Raw genomic sequence first — 17,663 nt, forward strand, 5'->3', positions numbered from 1 at the left:
CGGGGGGGGGGGGGGGGGGGGCCCCCGGGGGGGGGGGGGGGGGGGGGGGGGGGGGCCCCCCCCCCCCCCCGCCGGACGGTTGTCAGGTCAGACGGCGAGCGCCTGGGCGCGGCGCTTCACCTCCGTGCCGCGATTCTCGCTCAGCGCCTGCGCGGGGGTGCCCGGCAGGGTCGGGTCGGGGGTGAAGAGCCACTCGAGCATCTCTTCGTCGTTGAAGCCGTCGTCCCTGAGCAGGGTCAGCGTCCCGGTGAGGCCCTTGACGACCTTGTCGCCGTCGATGAAGGCGGCGGGCACGTGCAGCGCCCTGTTCTCACCGCGGCGTACGGCGATCACCTGGCCTTCCTTCACCAGTTGCCGCACGCGCGTCACCTCCACGCCGAACTGCTCGGCAATGTCGGGGAGGGTGAGCCACTCGGGGACGAGAGCATCGATCTTTGCGTCAATCTCGGTCACAGGACAAGCGTGCCATCCCGGACTGACAGTGGGAAACGCGGCCGCGCAAAAGGCCCCTCGCCCGCGCGGGGCCGTTACACGACGGCGGCCTTCAGGGGACGGGCCGGGTCGCTGATGACCTGCGGGTCCAGCAGGGCGCCCGACTCGATGAGCTTGCGCCCTTGCGCCAGGTCGCGCGGGCGGCCCACGGCGAGGACGCCGACGAGACGGCTCTCGCGCAGCCAGCACACGCTCCAGGACGCGCCCTGCGGGTCGCCGCGCCACACGGTGGTGTCGGCGGCCGCGTGATGCCCGGCGTACTGCACGAAGCGGCCGAACTGCTCCGACCAGAAGTACGGCACCGGGTCGTACGTCGCCGGGGTCTCGCCGATGATGTTGGCGGCGACCGTGCGGGGGCCCTGGAGCGCGTTGTCCCAGTGGTGGACCATCAGGCGCTCGCCGTACCGGCCCGAAGGGAAGGACGAGCAGTCACCGACCGCGTACACATCGGGCTCGGAGGTGCGCAGGCGGTCGTCCGCCACGACCTCGCGGTGGGCGCCGAGCGTGATGCCGGAGCCGGTGAGCCAGCCGGTGGCGGGGCGGGCCCCGATGCCGACGACTACGGCTCCGGCGGGCACCCGGGTGCCGTCGTCGAGGAGGACGGCACCGGGTTCGACGTGCTCCACACGCGCGTGGGTGCGCAGTTCCGCCCCGGCGTCCGCGTACCAGGCGGCCATGGGAGCGGCGACCTCCTCGGGCAGCGCCCCGGCAAGCGGCCGCTCGGCCGCCTCGACGACGGTGACCGCGCATCCGGCCTCGCGGGCCGCGGTGGCGAACTCGGCGCCGATCCAGCCCGCGCCCACGACGACGATGTCGCGCTGCGCGGCGAGGACGGGGCGCAGACGTTCGGCGTCGTCGAGCGTGCGCAGCAGATGGACGCCCGGGATGTCCTCCGTGCCGGGCAGCCTGATGGGTTCGGCGCCGGTCGCGAGGACGAGGACGTCGTAGGGGGCGGGTCCGGTGGCGGTGTCGAGGGTGTGCTCGGCGGGGCGTACGCCGGTGACCTCGCGGCCCAGTTCGAGCGTGATGTCGAGTGCTTCGAAGTCGACGTCGAAGGCGGACCCCTCGGCCTTGCCGAGCAGGACGGCCTTGGACAGCGGGGGCCGGTCGTACGGCTGGTGGGGTTCGGCGCCGATCAGCGTGACGGCGCCGGTGAAGCCCTGTTCGCGCAGGGCCACGGCGGTCTGGACCCCCGCCATCCCGGCGCCGACGATGACGACGTGCCGCCCTGCCTGGGGCGCCGGTGCCTGGTTCTGGGTCTGCTCGCTCACCGGATCACCATATGCACCTGACGTTCAGTCAGTCAGCGGGCCGCGTCACACCGGTCCCGTGACGTCTTCCACACCGGCCGCCGGTTTGACCGCTCCGGCCGCCCGCGCTCCCGCGGTCAGGCGCCGTGGACCTCTTCGACGACGCTCGTCCCGCTGCCCGCCTGCGACTCCCACTCCCACGTCTCGTCCAGCCGCACCCGCCCGTCGGGAAGGTCCACGACGAGCGAGACACAGTGCCCGGAGGAGGTCGTCGCGTCCGTCTTCAGCTGCACGTACCTGAAGTCGATCCGGTCGCCCTCACGGGTGCCCACGAGGTGGCCGCGCACCACGTCCCCGCCCGCGTACTCGGCCCAGATCCGGCCGTCCTCCTCGTGGTACGTGAACCGCGTCCGCGTACCCACCTGACCTGGAGCCTGGTCGGCGACCGGGGCGAGGACGAGTCCGTCGAGCGAGCGGGCCATGCGGGCGGGCTCCCTTACTGGGCGTCGGGGCAGTGGTTCAGGGGGTTAGGGTGGCCACCGTAAAGCACTCGCGGGAGCCCGGACGTACCGGGCTGAGAGGGAGGCTGGGACGGCCTCCGACCGTACGAACCTGATCCGGGTCATGCCGGCGAAGGGAGGGGCTGGACGCCCATGTCGCGTACTTCAGAAGGCTCCGACGTCCTGATCGTGGGCGGCGGGATCATCGGTCTCGTCACCGCGTGGCGGGCCGCGCAGCGCGGGCTGCGCACCGCGGTCGTGGACCCCGAACCGGGCGGCGGGGCCGCTCAGGTGGCGGCCGGGATGCTCGCCGCCGTCACCGAACTGCACTACGGAGAGGCCGAACAGACCCTCCTCGGCCTCAACGTGGAGTCCGCGCGCCGCTATCCGGCGTTCGCGGCCGAGCTCTCCGAGGCCACCGGGCTCGACCTCGGCTACCGCGCGTGCGGCACCCTCGCCGTCGCGCTCGACTCGGACGACCGCGCACACCTTCGGGAACTGCACGCCCTCCAGCGCAAGTCGGGCCTGGACTCGGAGTGGCTGTCGGGCCGTGAGTGCCGGCGCCTCGAGCCGATGCTGGCCCCGTCCGTGCGGGGCGGCCTGCGCGTCGACGGTGACCACCAGATCGACCCGAGACGCCTCGCGAAAGCCCTTGTCGCGGCCTGCGAGCTGTCCGGGGTGCGGTTCCACCGGCGGTGGGCCGAGCGGCTGACAGTCGTCCGCGAGGGCGCGCGCGGCGTGGTACTCGCCGACGGCACCGGGCTCGACGCCGACCAGGTCGTCCTCGCCGGCGGCAGCCTCAGCGGCAGGCTCGCCGGGGTCCCGGACGACGTGCTGCCGCCGGTGCGCCCGGTGAAGGGGCAGGTGCTGCGCCTGACCGTGCCGAAGGTGTACGCGCCGTTCCTGAGCCGCACCGTGCGCGCCGTCGTGCGCGGCGGCAACCTCTACCTGGTGCCCCGGGTCAACGGCGAGCTCGTCGTCGGGGCCACCAGCGAGGAGCTCGGCTGGGACACGACGGTCACCGCGGGCGGCGTCTACGAGCTGCTGCGCGACGCCCACGAGCTGGTGCCCGGCATCACGGAACTGCCGCTCACGGAGACCCGCGCGGGCCTGCGCCCCTGCTCCCCCGACAACGCCCCGATCCTCGGCCCGACCGCACTGCCGGGCCTGCTGCTCGCCACCGGCCACTACCGCAACGGTGTGCTGCTCACGCCGGTCACCGGCGACTCCATGGCCCACGCGCTCGCCACCGGCGCACTCCCCGAAGTGGCCCGCCCCTTCACCCCTCGGCGCTTCGACGCCGTCCCCGCACCCGTCTCTGTGGAGCAGTCCGTATGACCGTGTCCGTCACCCACGTATCCGTGAACGGCGAGGGCCGCCAGGTCGCCCCGGGCACCACGCTCGACGTCCTCGTCTCCGCGCTGACCAGCGCGCCGTCCGGTGTCGCCGCCGCACTCAACGAAACCGTCGTCCCGCGCACCCAGTGGGCCGTCACCGCACTCACGGACGGGGACCGCGTCGAGGTCCTCACCGCGGTCCAGGGAGGCTGATCCCATGGCTGACGACTCCTTGGTCATCGGCGGTACGTCCTTCTCGTCCCGGCTGATCATGGGCACGGGCGGGGCGCCCAGCCTCGACGTCCTGGAACGCTCTCTCGTCGCGTCCGGCACGGAGCTGACGACCGTCGCGATGCGGCGCGTGGACGCGAGCGTGCAGGGCTCCGTGCTCTCCGTCCTGGAGAAGCTGGGGATCCAGGTGCTGCCGAACACGGCGGGCTGTTTCACCGCCGGTGAGGCCGTTCTGACCGCCCGCCTCGCGCGCGAGGCGCTCGGCACCGACCTGGTCAAGCTGGAGGTCATCGCGGACGAGCGCACCCTGCTGCCCGACCCGATCGAGCTCCTGGACGCGGCGGAGATCCTCGTCGACGACGGCTTCACCGTGCTGCCGTACACGAACGACGACCCGGTGCTCGCGCGGAAGCTGGAGGACGTGGGCTGTGCCGCGGTCATGCCGCTCGGTTCCCCCATCGGCTCCGGGCTCGGCATCCGCAACCCGCACAACTTCCAGCTGATCACCGAGCACGCGCGCGTGCCGGTGATCCTGGACGCGGGCGCCGGGACGGCGTCCGACGCGGCGCTCGCGATGGAGCTGGGGTGCGCCGGTGTGATGCTCGCCTCGGCGGTCACCCGCGCGCAGGAGCCGACCCTGATGGCGGAGGGCATGCGGCACGCGGTCGAGGCGGGGCGGCTGGCGTTCCGGGCAGGCCGTATCCCCCGCAGGCACTTCGCCGAGGCCTCGTCGCCCGTGTCCGGGATGGCCAGGCTCGACCCGGAGCGGCCCGCGTTCTGAGGGCCGTACGGCACGGTCACAGCTCTGCTGCAGTACGGCCGTCTGCGGACGACTGCGGAGCCGGGTGTCGGCGGCGGCTCGTACACTCACCTGCGTGGACACGACCCTTCAGGACCCTCTCGTCGGGCAGGTGCTCGACGGCCGGTACCGCGTCGACGCACGCATCGCGGTCGGCGGGATGGCCACGGTCTACAGGGCCGTGGACACCCGCCTCGACCGCGTGCTCGCGCTCAAGGTGATGCACCCGGCCCTCGCCGCCGATGTCTCGTTCGTCGAGCGCTTCATCCGCGAGGCCAAGTCCGTCGCCCGGCTCTCCCACCCGAATGTGGTCGGGGTCTTCGACCAGGGCGCGGACGGCCAGTACGTCTATCTGGCGATGGAGTACGTCGCGGGCTGCACCCTGCGGGACGTCCTGAGGGACCGCGGGGCACTGCGGCCGCGCGCCGCACTCGACATCCTGGAGCCGGTCCTCGCCGCGCTCGGCGCCGCGCACCGCGCGGGATTCGTGCACCGCGACATGAAGCCGGAGAACGTCCTCATAGGGGACGACGGCCGCGTGAAGGTGGCGGACTTCGGCCTCGTACGGGCCGTGGACACCATCACCAACACGACGGGCTCCGTCCTCGGCACCGTCTCCTATCTCGCCCCCGAGCAGATCGAGTCGGGCACCGCGGACCCCCGCGTCGACGTGTACGCGTGCGGGGTGGTGCTCTACGAGATACTCACGGGCGCCAAGCCGCACTCGGGCGACTCCCCCGCCCAGGTCCTCTACCAGCACCTGAACGAGGACGTGCCGCCCCCGTCCGCGTCCGTTCCCGGCCTGCCCGCGGAGCTGGACGAGCTCGTCGCGTCCGCGACCGCGCGCACGCCCGACCTCAGGCCGTACGACGCGGTGGCGCTGCTCGCCCAGGTCAGGGCGGCCAGGGCCGCCCTCACGGACGCGCAGCTCGACGCGGTGCCGCCGGCCGCACGCCCCGAGGACCTCGGGGACCGTGACATCTCCGACGACCGTACGAGCGTGATCCCGCGGGCACTGCGGACCAGGGGCGTACAGCTCCCGCTGCCCGCCGACGACCAGGACCCGCAGGCGGAGCTGAACCGCACGAGCCGCTTCGAGACGCCGCCCCCGCCGCCCGCCCCTTCCCGGAGGCGACGTCCGCGACGCGGTGTGCTCGCGGCCGTCGCGGCCGTGCTGCTCGCCCTCGGCCTCGGCGCGGGCGTCTGGTACATCAACTCGGGCCAGTTCACGAAGGTCCCGCCGCTGCTCGCCAAGACACAGACGCAGGCCAGGGAGCGGCTCGGCGAGGCCGGCCTCGACCTCGGGCACGTCAAGCGTGCGTACAGCGACACCGTGCAGCGCGGCACCGTGATCGCCAGCGACCCCGAGGTGGGCGCCCGCATCCGGGACAACGGGGCGGTGGATCTGACAGTGTCCCTGGGTCCGGAGACCGTGAAGGTCCCCGACCTCCAGGGCACGCCCCTCGGCAAGGCGGAGCGTCGGCTGAAGGACGCGGGCCTGGAGCCCGGCATGGTCACCAAGGATTTCGACGAGGACGTCCCCAAGGGGGCAGTGCTCGCCACGGACCCGGAGTCCGGCACCACGCGCAAGGCCGGCTCGGCCATCGCGCTCGTGGTCAGCAGGGGCAGCGCGGTGGACGTCCCGGACGTGACGGGCGAGTCCGAGGAGGACGCCATCGCCGACCTGCAGGACGTGGGCCTGAAGGCCGAGATCGCCACGCAGCGGGCGTACTCGGACGAGGACAGGGGCAGCGTCGCCGGACAGTCCCCCGTCGAGGGCAAGCGGCTCGGCGAGGGGGACACGGTCACCCTGACGATCTCCAAGGGCCCGGAAATGGTCGAGGTCCCCGACGTCGTGGGCATGAGCGTCGACGACGCCCACCAGAAGCTCGAGGCCCGCGGCTTCGAGGTCGAGAACGACCGCGGCCTGCTCGGTATTTTCGGCGACACCGTGAAGAAGCAGTCCGTGAAGGGCGGTGACGAAGCCCCGAAGGGGTCGACGATCACCATCCAGATCCGCTGACGGGACAGGCACGCGCGCGTGCCACCCTTGACGGGTGAGCAGCACCGACACCGCATCCCGTAACCCGGTCGGCGGCCATGTCCCCGTCGCCGGCGGCCTGGCCTCCGTAGGGCTTTCGTACGCGCGCGAGCTCGGCGCCGAGACCGTCCAGGTCTTCGTCGCCAACCCGCGCGGCTGGGCGACGCCGCCCGGCAATCCGAAACAGGACGAGGCGTTCCGCGCGGCCTGCGCCGCCGAGGACATCCCGGCGTACGTCCACGCGCCCTATCTGATCAACTTCGGCTCGCACACCGAGGCGACCGTGGAGAAGTCCGTGGAGTCGCTGCGGCACTCGCTGCGCCGGGCCCGCGAGATAGGCGCGCTCGGCGTCGTCGTGCACACGGGTTCGGCGACCGGCGGCCGTGCGCGTGAGGTGGCGCTCGCGCAGGTGCGGGAGCGGATGCTGCCGCTCCTCGACGAGCTGACCCATGACGACGACCCGTACCTCCTCCTGGAGTCGACCGCGGGCCAGGGCTCTTCGCTGTGCTCGCGGACCTGGGACTTCGGGCCGTACTTCGACGCACTGGACGCGCATCCGAAACTGGGTGTCTGCCTGGACACGTGCCACATCTTCGCGGCGGGCCACGACCTGACGGGCCCCGCCGGCATGAACCAGACCCTGGACCTGCTGGTGGACACCGTGGGCGAGGGCCGCCTCAAGCTGATCCACGCCAACGACTCCAAGGACGTCGCCGGCGCACACAAGGACCGCCACGAGAACATCGGCTCCGGCCACATCGGCGCCGAGCCGTTCCGCGCGCTGATGGCCCACCCGGCGACCGAGAACGTGCCGCTGATCATCGAGACGCCCGGCGGCAAGGTGGGCCACGCGACGGACGTGGCCCGTCTGAAGGAGCTGCGGAAGGGCTAGAAGATCACTTGAGGAATACCCCCAGGGGGTATACGGTTCTTGTCGGCGACAGGAACCGCTCTCCGACGTTGGGGGAACTCATGCAGCACGAGACGCACGCCGGGCACGCACACCACGAGCAGCACGAGCACTCCGGTCACACCCACGTCGGGCACGGCCTCGGCAAGGTCAGCTGGTCCATGGCCGCGCAGGCGACCCTCCACTGCCTCACGGGGTGCGCCATCGGCGAGGTCCTCGGCATGGTGATCGGCACGGCGTTCGGCTGGGGCAACATGCCGACGATGATCCTGGCGATCGTGCTCGCGTTCTTCTTCGGCTACTCGCTCACGCTGCGCAGCGTCCTGAAGGCCGGCGTCGACTTCAGGACCGCGTTCCGGGTCGCGCTCGCCGCGGACACCCTGTCCATCGCCGTCATGGAGCTGATCGACAACGGCGTGATCGCACTGTGGCCGAGCGCGATGGACGCCCGTCTGTCGGACGGCCTGTTCTGGGGCGCGCTTGCGGCCTCACTGGCCATCGCCTTCGTCGTGACCACGCCGGTCAACAAGTGGATGATCGGCCGCGGCAAGGGCCACGCGGTGGTGCACCAGTACCACCACTGACGGATCGTACGACCACTGACAGACCGCAAGGGAAGCGCCAGGACTCAGAGCTCGGGGCCGTCCCCGGGCCCTTCCTGGTACGAGTAACGCTGCTCCCGCCAGGGGTCGCCGACGTTGTGATAGCCGCGCTCCTCCCAGAAGCCGCGACGGTCGGCCGTCATGTACTCGATGCCGCGGACCCACTTCGGGCCCTTCCAGGCGTACAGATGGGGCACGACGAGGCGGAGCGGGAAGCCGTGTTCCGCGGTGAGGAGTTCGCCGTCCTTGTGGGTGGCGAAGATCGTGCGGTCGGCGGCGAAGTCCTCGAGGCGGAGATTCGCGCTGAACCCGTACTCGGCCCAGACCATCACATGGGTGACGGCGGGCGCGGGCGGCGCCAGCTCGAGAATCGTCGCGGCGTGCACGCCGCCCCACTCCGCGCCGAGCATGCTGAACTTCGTGACGCAGTGCAGATCTGCCACGACCGTGCCGTAGGGCAGGGCGGAGAACTCCTCGTGGGTCCAGCAGCGCTTGTCCCCGTCGGCCGTGGCGCCGAAGACTCTGAACTCCCAGCGTTCGGGGCGGAACTTGGGCACCGGGCCGTAGTGGGTGACCGGCCAGCCCCGCTGGAGACGCTGTCCCGGTGGAAGCTCCGACTGCACTGCTCCCCCAGACTCGCGACCCACCGGCTGACCCATGCCTCCATCCTGACAGACCCCGGGCAGTGGCCGTGACCAGCGAGAGCCCGGCCACCTCCGAAAAGGGCAACTCCTACTAAGCATGCACTTACTGGACGGTTTTCGGTGCCGGTGCGAGGATGCGCGAAATCTGCCCAGTCCACCACGTGGAAGGAGCCTCTGCGATGCAGGGCGACCCCGAGGTCATCGAATTCCTCAACGAGCAGCTCACGGGCGAGCTGACGGCCATCAACCAGTACTGGCTCCACTACCGGATCCAGGACAACAACGGTTGGACCAAGCTCGCGAAGTACACCCGTGCAGAGTCCATCGACGAGATGAAGCACGCGGACCGGCTGACGGAACGGATTCTCTTCCTCGACGCCCTGCCGAACTACCAGCGGCTCTTCCACGTACGGGTCGGGCAGACCGTCACGGAGATGTTCCAGGCCGACCGCCAGGTCGAGGTCGAGGCGATCGACCGCCTCAAGCGCGGCATCGACGTCATGCGGGCCAAGGGCGATGTGACGTCGGCGCGGATCTTCGAGGACATCCTGGAGGACGAGGAGCACCACATCGACTATCTGGACACCCAGCTGGAGCTGATCGAGAGTCTCGGTGAGGCGCTGTACCTGGCCCAGCAGATCGAGCAGCCGGACAGTTAGCGGCCGCACATACTCAGGCGGAGCCTCAGGCGGCGTCCGGAAGGTCCACGAGGGCGTTGGGGTCGGCCGTCAGGACGGGCCTTCCCTGCTCGACCAGCTCGCGGCGCGGGCAGCTCCCACGGCCGAGCAGCGCCTGAATGCGGCGTACACACGAGCCGCAGTCCGTGCCGGCCTTGCAGGCCGACGCTATCTGGCGGGGGGTGCACGCACCGCCGTCCGCGTGCTTCTTGACCTGGTCCTCGGTCACACCGAAGCAGTTGCAGACGTACACGCGGTTCACCTCCCAGCGATCAGGACCGGTTCGTTGCTCCCGCCCTAATGAACGGTGAGGCTAACCTAACCTTACCCGCCGGGTGCGGAGCACAAAAGTGCCGTGGGGCGCGGATCGATGTGATCCGCGCCCCACGGCGATTTACTGCGGGATCACTGGTCGCGGTACATCTCCGCCACCAGGAACGCCAGGTCGAGGGACTGGCTGCGGTTCAGGCGCGGGTCGCAGGCCGTCTCGTAGCGCTGGTGCAGATCGTCGACGAAGATCTCGTCGCCGCCGCCCACGCACTCGGTGACGTCGTCACCGGTGAGCTCGACATGGATGCCGCCCGGGTGGGTGCCGAGCGCCTTGTGGACCTCGAAGAAGCCCTTGACCTCGTCGAGCACGTCGTCGAAGCGGCGGGTCTTGTGGCCCGAGGCCGCCTCGTACGTGTTGCCGTGCATCGGGTCGGTGATCCATGCGACGGTCGCGCCGGAGGCGGTGACCTTCTCGACCAGCTCCGGGAGCTTGTCGCGGACCTTGTCGGCGCCCATGCGGACGATGAAGGTCAGGCGGCCGGGCTCGCGGTCCGGGTCGAGGCGCTCGATGTACTGCAGCGCGTCCTCGGCCGTCGTCGTCGGGCCGAGCTTGATGCCGATCGGGTTGCTGATCTTCGAGGCGAACTCGATGTGCGCGCCGTCGAGCTGGCGGGTGCGCTCACCGATCCACACCATGTGGCCCGACACGTCGTACAGCTTGCCCGTACGCGAGTCCACGCGGGTCAGCGCCGACTCGTAGTCGAGGAGCAGCGCCTCGTGGGAGGCGTAGAACTCGACCGTCTGGAACTCGGCCGGGTCGGTGCCGCAGGCCCGCATGAAGTTCAGCGCGTTGTCGATCTCGCGGGCGAGCTGCTCGTAGCGCTGGCCGGACGGGGACGACTTCACGAAGTCCTGGTTCCAGGCGTGCACCTGGCGCAGGTCGGCGTAGCCGCCGGTGGTGAAGGCGCGCACCAGGTTGAGCGTGGAGGCGGACGCGTTGTACATCCGCTTCAGGCGCTCGGGGTCCGGGATGCGGGCCTTCTCGTTGAAAGCGAAGCCGTTGACCGAGTCGCCGCGGTACGTCGGCAGGGTCACGCCGTCGCGGGTCTCGGTGCCCTTGGAGCGCGGCTTGGAGTACTGCCCCGCGATACGGCCCACCTTCACGACGGGCACGGAGGCCGCGTACGTGAGGACGGCGCCCATCTGGAGCAGCGTCTTGAGCTTGTTGCGGATGTGGTCGGCCGACACGGCGTCGAAGGCCTCGGCGCAGTCGCCGCCCTGGAGGAGGAACGCCTCTCCCTTGGCGACGGCAGCCAGTCGGGCGCGCAGCTGGTCGCACTCGCCCGCGAAGACGAGCGGCGGATACGACTCGAGCTCCGCGATCACATCGCGCAGAGCCTCGGCATCGGGGTACTCGGGCTGCTGCGCCGCGGGCAGGTCTCGCCAGGTGTTGCCAGCGCTTGCGCTGGTCTTAGCGTTCACGGTCACATCCTCAACATTACGGGGTCAGGTCGGCTGTCCAGCCGACCGCTCACCCTTTGAGACGCGTCGTCCACAGATGAGCTGCCGATCGGGTAAGGTGCCGCTCATGTTCGCGCACACGACCCGTAACTGGTGGTGGACCGCTCACCCAGCGGCCCACTGACTGCGCGTACAGCGAAGCGAAGGCCGCCCGAGGGCGGCCTTCAGTGTTTTCCGGGACCTGGCCGTTCCTCTCCGCAACCGGAGTCCGGAAGAGGAATCACACGCCATGGATCTGTCCGAGCTGCTGCACGACGACCGCCCCTTCGCCCTGTTGCGCCGCCGCGCGCCCGGCCGCGACCACGACATCGTGGAGCTCCTGGTCGGCCCCGTGCACACCTACGAGCGACTCGCCGACATTCCGGAGGGCCTCGCCCTCGTGCCGTTCCGGCAGATCAGGGAGCGCGGCTTCGACGTCCGCGACGACGGCACCCCGCTCACGGTGCTCACCCCCGACCAGACGTACGAGCTGCCGCTGGCCGACGTCCTTGCGCAGCTGCCGGCCCATGACGTCCGCGTGTCGGACGGGGGCTTCGACGTGGACGACGCCGCGTACTCGGACATCGTGGAGCGGGTCCTGCGCGAGGAGATCGGGCAGGGCGAGGGCGCGAACTTCGTGATCCGGCGGACGTACGAAGGCGCGATCCGCGGGTTCGGGCGGGCGGACGCGCTCGCGCTGTTCCGGCGGCTGCTCGCCGGGGAGCGGGGCGCGTACTGGACGTTCGTCGTGCACACCGGAAATCAGCAGGGGACCGAAGGGACTTCCCCGGAAGGGCGGGGGCGGGCGACGGGCGGGCGGACGCTGGTCGGGGCGAGCCCCGAGGTGCATGTGCGGATGAGCGGCGGCACGGTCGTGATGAACCCGATCAGCGGGACCTATCGCTACCCGGCCGAGGGCCCGACGCCCGAGCACCTGCTGGATTTCCTCGCCGACGGCAAGGAAATCGAGGAGCTGTCGATGGTCGTCGACGAGGAGCTCAAGATGATGTGCACCGTCGGCGACATGGGCGGGGTCGTGATCGGCCCGCGCCTGAAGGAGATGGCACATCTCGCTCACACGGAGTACGAGTTGAGGGGCCGGTCCTCGCTGGACGTGCGCGAGGTGCTGAAGGAAACCATGTTCGCGGCGACCGTCACGGGGTCGCCGGTGCAGAACGCCTGCCGGGTGATCGAGCGGCACGAAGTGGGTGGGCGCGGCTATTACGCGGGGGCGCTCGCGCTGATCGGGCGGGACGCGGGCGGGGCGCAGACCCTGGACTCCCCGATCCTGATCCGTACGGCCGACATCGACGCAGGCGGGAAGCTGCGGGTGCCGGTCGGGGCGACGCTGGTGCGCGGCTCGGACCCGGCGAGCGAGGTCCAGGAGACGCACGCGAAGGCGGCCGGGGTGCTGGCCGCGCTGGGGGTGCGGCCCGGGCGGCCGCGCGGCGAGGGCGTGCGGCCCGCGCTCGCCGACGATCCGCGGGTGCAGGCGGCGCTCGACGGGCGGCGGGCTGCGCTGGCGCCGTTCTGGCTGCGGATGCAGGAGAAGGCGGCGGCCCTGGAGGGGCACGCGCTCGTGGTGGACGCCGAGGACACGTTCACGGCGATGCTGGCGCATCTGCTGCGGTCGTCGGGCCTCACCGTCTCCGTGCGGCGCTACAACGAGCCGGGGCTGCGGGACGCCGTGCTCGCCCACGAGGGCCCCGTCGTCCTGGGCCCGGGACCTGGCAACCCCTCCGACGAGACGGACCCGAAGATGCGTTTCCTGCGCGCGCTGACCGCCGAGGTGCTGCGTGATCACCGGCACGGCGTGCTCGGCGTGTGTCTCGGCCATGAGCTGATCGCGGCCGAGCTGGGGCTTGAGATCGTCCGCAAGGAGGTGCCGTACCAGGGCGCGCAGACGGACGTCGATCTGTTCGGGCGGACCGAGACCGTCGGGTTCTACAACAGCTTCGTGGCGCGCTGCGACGACGACGCGGCGATGGAGCTGGCCGCGCACGGCATCGAGGTGAGCCGGGACGCGGCGAGCGGCGAGGTGCACGCGCTGCGCGGGCCGGGTCGTGCCGGAGGCGCGCCAAAAAATGCAGTGGCGGGGGTTCAGTTCCACCCGGAGTCGGTGCTGTCGCTGCGCGGGGCGGACGTCGTGCGGGAGCTGCTGGGTCAGCTCTTGGGCGCGGAGGGCACGAGGACGTTCTCGGAGCGCCGGCCCGCCTGATAGTCGAGGACGTTGGCCACCGTGGTCTCGATGATCTGGCTCACCGCGTCCACGGTGTAGTACGCCTGGTGCGATGTGACCAGGACGTTCGGGAAGGTGACGAGGCGGGCCAGGGTGTCGTCCTCGACGACGTCGAGCGACTTGTCGAGGAAGAAGAGCCCGGCCTCGGCCTCGTACACGTCGAGGCCGACGCCGGTGAAGCGGCCCTCGCGCAGCTCGGAGACGAGCGCCTTGGTGTCGATGAGGCCGCCGCGGCTGGAGTTCACCAGGATCGCGTCGTCCTTCATGGTGCGCAGGGCGGCGCTGCCGACGATGCGCTCGGTGGCGGGGAGCAGGGGTACGTGCAGGCTGATCAGGTCGGCCTCGGTGAAGAGGCGCTCCTTGTCGACGTATTTCATGCCGAGTTCGACGCAGGCCGGGTTCTCGGCGATGTCCCAGCCGAGGAGCTTCATGCCGAAGCCGTGGGCGATCCGGGTGAACGCCTCGCCGATCTTGCCGGTGCCGAGGACGCCTACGGTGCGACCGCGCAGGTCGCGGCCCATCAGCCCGTCGAGCCTGAAGTCGAAGTCGCGGGTGCGGTTGGAGGCGCGGACGATGCGGCGGTTGACGGCCATCGCCAGGGTCCAGGCGAACTCGGCGACGGAGTACGGCGAGTAGTACGAGACGCGGGCGACGGTCAGGCCGAGGCGCTCGGCGACCTCGAGGTCGATGTTGTTGAACCCCGTGGAGCGCTGGGTGATCAGCTGCGTGCCTCCGGCGGCGAGGGTCTGCAGGACGCGGTTGTCCAGGGTGGCGTTGACGCTGGTGGAGATGATCTCGTAGCCGGCCGCGATGGGTGCCGTGTCCTCGTTGAGGAAGACGTCCAGGCAGCGGACCTCGTGATGACCCGCGAACGCCTTCTCCATGAGGGGCTTCTCGTCGGACTGCACGCCGAATGCGAGGATCTCCACGACTGCTCCCGTTTCTTCCGTATCGCGTCGTGTGTGCCGGTTACGGCGAATATACGGGCCGGGCAACCCCGTGACACCCGGGGGTGGGAGGACCTCGCCTCGCCCCACCCCCGGCGTCACCCCGGCCTCGCGCCTCAGCCGAAGAAGACCCCGACCTCCTCGTACAGTGCGGGATCGACCGTCTTCAGCCGGGCGGTCGCCTCGGCGATCGGCACCCGGACGATGTCCGTGCCGCGCAGCGCGACCATCTTCCCGAAGTCGCGGTCGCGCACGGCCTCGATGGCGTGCAGCCCGAAGCGGGTGGCGAGCCAGCGGTCGAAGGCGCTGGGGGTGCCGCCGCGCTGGATGTGGCCGAGGACCGTGGTCCTGGCCTCCTTGCCGGTGCGCCGCTCGACCTCCTTGGCCAGCCATTCGCCGACTCCGGAGAGACGGACGTGCCCGAAGGAGTCGAGCGTCCCGTCCTTGAGGACCATCTGCCCGTCCTTGGGCATGGCGCCCTCGGCGATGACGACGATCGGGGCGTACGAGGCCTTGAAACGGGAGGTGACCCAGGCGCAGACCTGGTCGACGTCGAAGCGCTGCTCGGGGATGAGGATGACGTTGGCCCCGCCCGCGAGGCCCGAGTGGAGCGCGATCCAGCCCGCGTGGCGGCCCATGACCTCGCAGACCAGGACCCGCATATGGGACTCGGCGGTGGTGTGCAGCCGGTCGATGGCCTCGGTCGCGATGCCGACGGCGGTGTCGAAACCGAAGGTGTAGTCGGTGGCGGACAGGTCGTTGTCGATGGTCTTCGGTACGCCGACGACGGGCACGCCGTACTCGTCGGTGAGGCGGGCGGCGACGCCGAGGGTGTCCTCGCCGCCGATCGCGATGAGCGCCCCGACCTCCTCCTTGGCGAGGGTCTCCTTGATGCGGCGGATGCCGTTCTCGACCTTGAGGGGGTTGGTGCGCGAGGAGCCGAGGATGGTGCCGCCACGGGGCAGGATGCCGCGCACGGCCGGGATGTCGAGCTGTACGGTGTCGCCTTCGAGCGGCCCGCGCCAGCCGTCCCGGAAGCCGACGAAGTCATAGCCGTACTCCTGCACGCCCTTGCGGACGATGCCCCGGATGACGGCGTTGAGCCCGGGGCAGTCGCCGCCTCCGGTCAGTACTCCGACCCGCATGGAAATGTCCCTTCGCCACAGCACTGTGAGCTGACACGGGTCACGCTAATAGTGATCCATGTCACTTCGGCAGCACGCGAAGGGTGAATTCCGTTGAAGAGTACGGAGGTTGACCTTTGTGTGGTGATCCTTCAGGAGGCGCGGGGGCGGTTACGCGTCGTCGAGGCCGCGCTCGATGGCGTACCGGACGAGCTCCACGCGGTTGTGCAGCTGGAGCTTGCCCAGGGTGTTCTGCACGTGGTTCTGCACGGTGCGGTGCGAGATGACGAGCCGCTCGGCGATCTGCTTGTAGCTCAGGCCCTTGGCGACCAGGCGCAGGACCTCGGTCTCGCGCTCGGTGAGCTGCGGGGCCTTGGGCGAGTCGGCGCCCGCGGCGGGCCCGGGTTCGGAGGCCAGCCGCCGGTACTCGCCGAGGACGAGGCCCGCGAGCCCCGGGGTGAAGACGGGGTCACCGGCCGCCGTGCGGCGCACCGCGTCGGTCAGCTCCTCGGTCGACGCCGACTTCAGCAGGTAACCGGTGGCGCCCGACTTCACCGCCTCCAGGACGTCGGCGTGCTCCCCGCTCGCCGACAGGACCAGGACGCGCAGGGCGGGGTTGGCGCCGACGAGTTCCTTGCAGACCTGCACGCCGGGCATCTTCGGCAGGTTCAGGTCGAGTACGAGGACGTCGGGCGCGGCGGCGCCCGCCCGGCGCACCGCCTGCTCGCCGTCGCCCGCGGTGGCCACCACGTCGAAACCCGCCTCGGCGAGGTCCCTCGCCACGGCGTCGCGCCACATCGGGTGGTCGTCGACCACCATGACCCTGATCGCGCCCGTGGCGGCACCCTCCCGCTGCTGCTCGGTCATCTTCCCGATTCCGCCTTCCCCCGTGAAACCTTCGGAACTCTCAGTTCGACCTCGGTGCCCTGTCCCGGCACCGAGATCAGCTCGGCCGTGCCGCCGATGTCCCGCAGCCGGCCGCGGATGGACTGGGCGACACCGAGCCGCCCCTCCCCCTCGGCCTGCGCGAGACGTCCTTCCGGGATGCCGGGTCCGTCGTCCCGCACCGTCACGATCACCGCGTCGGGCTCGTCCTCGACGAGGATCCAGGACCGGGCGTCCGCCCCCGCGTGCCTGCGCACATTGTCCAGGGCGGCACTGACAGCCGCCGCGAGCTCCTTCGCCGCGACCGGCGGCAGGACCACCGGGGCGCCCGGCTCGGCGAAGCTCACCCGCGCCCCGGCGTGCGGCGCGAGCAGCGACCTCAGATCGCAGGGCGTCGAGGCGCCGGGCAGGTCGTCCGGCTCTTCCACGCCCCGCACGAGCGCGCCCTGTGAGGCGTCCTCGGAGGCACGTGAGGCGGGCACGAGACCGCCTGCGACCAGGGTGCGCAGGGCGACCTCCTGCTCGCCGGCCATCCTGCCGAGCTCGGCGGCCTCGCCGCCCAGCGCGGCGCCGCGGCGCTGCACCATGGCGAGGACCTGGAGCACGCCGTCGTGGATGTCGCGGGCGAGCCGCTCCCGCTCACGGGTGGCCGCCTCGATCTCCAGGGCCCGGGCGAGGGTGCGCTCGGAGGCGCGGGCCACCTCGACGACATAGCCGATGGCGATCGACGCGATGCACACGAGCAGGACGTTGTGGAGGGTGTCGCGGCTGAAGGCGCCGCGCTGCACCACGTTCGCGACGCCGACGAGCAGCGAGGCGAACGCCGCCCACCGCCAGCCGCCCTTGACCGCGTACGCGAGGACCGCGCCGGCCGTCCAGATCGACGGCAGGGTCGGGCCACCGGCCACGATCCGGCTGTGCTCGACGGCGACCGGGGTGAGCAGGATGCCGGCGAGCGCGACGATCAGGTCGGCGGTGAGGAATCGCTTGGTGCAGCTCGCGGCGTTCGCGACGCGCGGCAGCGTGGCCAGGGTCCACACGACCAGGACCACGAAGTAGCCGATCGCCACCCAGGGGCGATCGAACCTGTCCTGCGCGGTGACGAACAGGCCGATCGCGTACAGCATCGTCAGCAGCCGGTACGCCGTCAGCGCGCGCCACAGCGGCTGCTCGACGGACATCCTCATCACGCGTTCGCGCCTGGCCACGCACCCA

The 17,663-nt window shown here is 71.1% G+C and carries 19 protein-coding genes and 1 riboswitch; of the genes, 9 read left to right on the forward strand and 10 right to left on the reverse strand.

The window, feature by feature from the left end:
- Positions 1-87: 87 nt before the first annotated feature.
- The 3 genes from ACWFR4_RS01845 to ACWFR4_RS01855 form a co-directional block, all read right to left on the reverse strand.
- On the reverse strand, positions 88-453 hold the full coding sequence (locus tag ACWFR4_RS01845) for an Rv2175c family DNA-binding protein (protein ID WP_116502558.1): 366 nt from the start codon (positions 451-453) through the stop codon (positions 88-90).
- A 74-nt stretch (positions 454-527) separates the two neighbouring features.
- Positions 528-1,763 (reverse strand): NAD(P)/FAD-dependent oxidoreductase, encoded by a 1,236-nt coding sequence (locus ACWFR4_RS01850; protein ID WP_453650240.1) that lies wholly within the window; start codon positions 1,761-1,763, stop codon positions 528-530.
- Between the two features lie 116 nt (positions 1,764-1,879).
- Positions 1,880-2,224, reverse strand: coding sequence for a hypothetical protein (locus ACWFR4_RS01855; RefSeq protein WP_453468242.1), 345 nt, complete (start codon positions 2,222-2,224; stop codon positions 1,880-1,882).
- 60 nt (positions 2,225-2,284) lie between these two features.
- Positions 2,285-2,398: riboswitch (TPP riboswitch) on the forward strand.
- Here ACWFR4_RS01855 and thiO point away from each other — a divergent pair.
- The 6 genes from thiO (at position 2,396) to ACWFR4_RS01885 (ending at position 8,144) form a co-directional block, all read left to right on the forward strand.
- A complete protein-coding gene (thiO, locus tag ACWFR4_RS01860) occupies positions 2,396-3,580 on the forward strand; it encodes a glycine oxidase ThiO (RefSeq protein WP_453650242.1) in 1,185 nt (394 codons plus the stop codon). It overlaps the preceding riboswitch by 3 nt.
- Positions 3,577-3,792, forward strand: a complete 216-nt coding sequence (thiS, locus tag ACWFR4_RS01865) for a sulfur carrier protein ThiS (RefSeq protein ID WP_266565175.1) — start codon at positions 3,577-3,579, stop codon at positions 3,790-3,792. The genes thiO and thiS overlap by 4 nt, the downstream gene beginning before the upstream one ends.
- Positions 3,793-3,796: 4 nt before the next feature.
- A complete protein-coding gene (locus ACWFR4_RS01870) occupies positions 3,797-4,591 on the forward strand; it encodes a thiazole synthase (RefSeq protein ID WP_116502554.1) in 795 nt (264 codons plus the stop codon).
- A gap of 94 nt (positions 4,592-4,685) precedes the next feature.
- Positions 4,686-6,632, forward strand: a complete 1,947-nt coding sequence (gene pknB, locus ACWFR4_RS01875) for a Stk1 family PASTA domain-containing Ser/Thr kinase (protein WP_453650244.1) — start codon at positions 4,686-4,688, stop codon at positions 6,630-6,632.
- Positions 6,633-6,666: 34 nt separating this feature from the next.
- Positions 6,667-7,542, forward strand: coding sequence for a deoxyribonuclease IV (locus ACWFR4_RS01880; RefSeq protein WP_366119679.1), 876 nt, complete (start codon positions 6,667-6,669; stop codon positions 7,540-7,542).
- Between the two features lie 80 nt (positions 7,543-7,622).
- Positions 7,623-8,144 carry a DUF4396 domain-containing protein gene (locus tag ACWFR4_RS01885; RefSeq protein ID WP_453650246.1) on the forward strand — a complete coding sequence of 174 codons (522 nt, stop codon included), beginning with the start codon at positions 7,623-7,625 and terminating at the stop codon, positions 8,142-8,144.
- A gap of 44 nt (positions 8,145-8,188) precedes the next feature.
- Here ACWFR4_RS01885 and ACWFR4_RS01890 read toward each other — a convergent pair whose 3' ends face one another.
- Complete coding sequence (locus tag ACWFR4_RS01890) at positions 8,189-8,821, reverse strand: sulfite oxidase-like oxidoreductase (RefSeq protein ID WP_453650248.1); 633 nt, start codon at positions 8,819-8,821, stop codon at positions 8,189-8,191.
- A gap of 164 nt (positions 8,822-8,985) precedes the next feature.
- Here ACWFR4_RS01890 and bfr point away from each other — a divergent pair, with 164 nt between their 5' ends.
- Entirely contained in the window at positions 8,986-9,465 is a 480-nt protein-coding gene (gene bfr / locus ACWFR4_RS01895; RefSeq protein WP_116502549.1) for a bacterioferritin, read from the forward strand.
- A 25-nt stretch (positions 9,466-9,490) separates the two neighbouring features.
- Here bfr and ACWFR4_RS01900 read toward each other — a convergent pair whose 3' ends face one another.
- Together ACWFR4_RS01900 and ACWFR4_RS01905 are read right to left on the reverse strand one after the other, a co-directional pair.
- Complete coding sequence (locus tag ACWFR4_RS01900) at positions 9,491-9,745, reverse strand: (2Fe-2S)-binding protein (RefSeq protein ID WP_266565163.1); 255 nt, start codon at positions 9,743-9,745, stop codon at positions 9,491-9,493.
- A 143-nt stretch (positions 9,746-9,888) separates the two neighbouring features.
- Positions 9,889-11,241 (reverse strand): class II 3-deoxy-7-phosphoheptulonate synthase, encoded by a 1,353-nt coding sequence (locus ACWFR4_RS01905; RefSeq protein WP_453468119.1) that lies wholly within the window; start codon positions 11,239-11,241, stop codon positions 9,889-9,891.
- Between the two features lie 100 nt (positions 11,242-11,341).
- Between ACWFR4_RS01905 and ACWFR4_RS01910 the strand changes: the two genes are divergently transcribed.
- Positions 11,342-11,398 carry a trp operon leader peptide gene (locus ACWFR4_RS01910; RefSeq protein ID WP_351255831.1) on the forward strand — a complete coding sequence of 19 codons (57 nt, stop codon included), beginning with the start codon at positions 11,342-11,344 and terminating at the stop codon, positions 11,396-11,398.
- Positions 11,399-11,503: 105 nt separating this feature from the next.
- On the forward strand, positions 11,504-13,471 hold the full coding sequence (locus tag ACWFR4_RS01915; RefSeq protein WP_453650250.1) for an anthranilate synthase family protein: 1,968 nt from the start codon (positions 11,504-11,506) through the stop codon (positions 13,469-13,471).
- Here ACWFR4_RS01915 and ACWFR4_RS01920 read toward each other — a convergent pair.
- The 4 genes from ACWFR4_RS01920 to macS form a co-directional block, all read right to left on the reverse strand.
- The gene (locus ACWFR4_RS01920) at positions 13,417-14,421 is read right to left on the reverse strand and encodes a 2-hydroxyacid dehydrogenase (RefSeq protein WP_453468121.1); all 1,005 of its coding nucleotides are present in this window, start codon (positions 14,419-14,421) and stop codon (positions 13,417-13,419) included. The two genes, ACWFR4_RS01915 and ACWFR4_RS01920, sit on opposite strands and share 55 nt — an antisense overlap.
- A 134-nt stretch (positions 14,422-14,555) precedes the next feature.
- The gene (locus ACWFR4_RS01925; RefSeq protein ID WP_453468122.1) at positions 14,556-15,584 is read right to left on the reverse strand and encodes a 6-phosphofructokinase; all 1,029 of its coding nucleotides are present in this window, start codon (positions 15,582-15,584) and stop codon (positions 14,556-14,558) included.
- 150 nt (positions 15,585-15,734) lie between these two features.
- A complete protein-coding gene (locus ACWFR4_RS01930; protein WP_453650252.1) occupies positions 15,735-16,430 on the reverse strand; it encodes a response regulator in 696 nt (231 codons plus the stop codon).
- The gene (macS, locus tag ACWFR4_RS01935) at positions 16,427-17,656 is read right to left on the reverse strand and encodes a MacS family sensor histidine kinase (protein ID WP_453650254.1); all 1,230 of its coding nucleotides are present in this window, start codon (positions 17,654-17,656) and stop codon (positions 16,427-16,429) included. The genes ACWFR4_RS01930 and macS overlap by 4 nt, the downstream gene beginning before the upstream one ends.
- Between the last annotated feature and the right edge of the window lie 7 nt (positions 17,657-17,663).

The organism is Streptomyces sp. NPDC055140 (assembly GCF_053607285.1).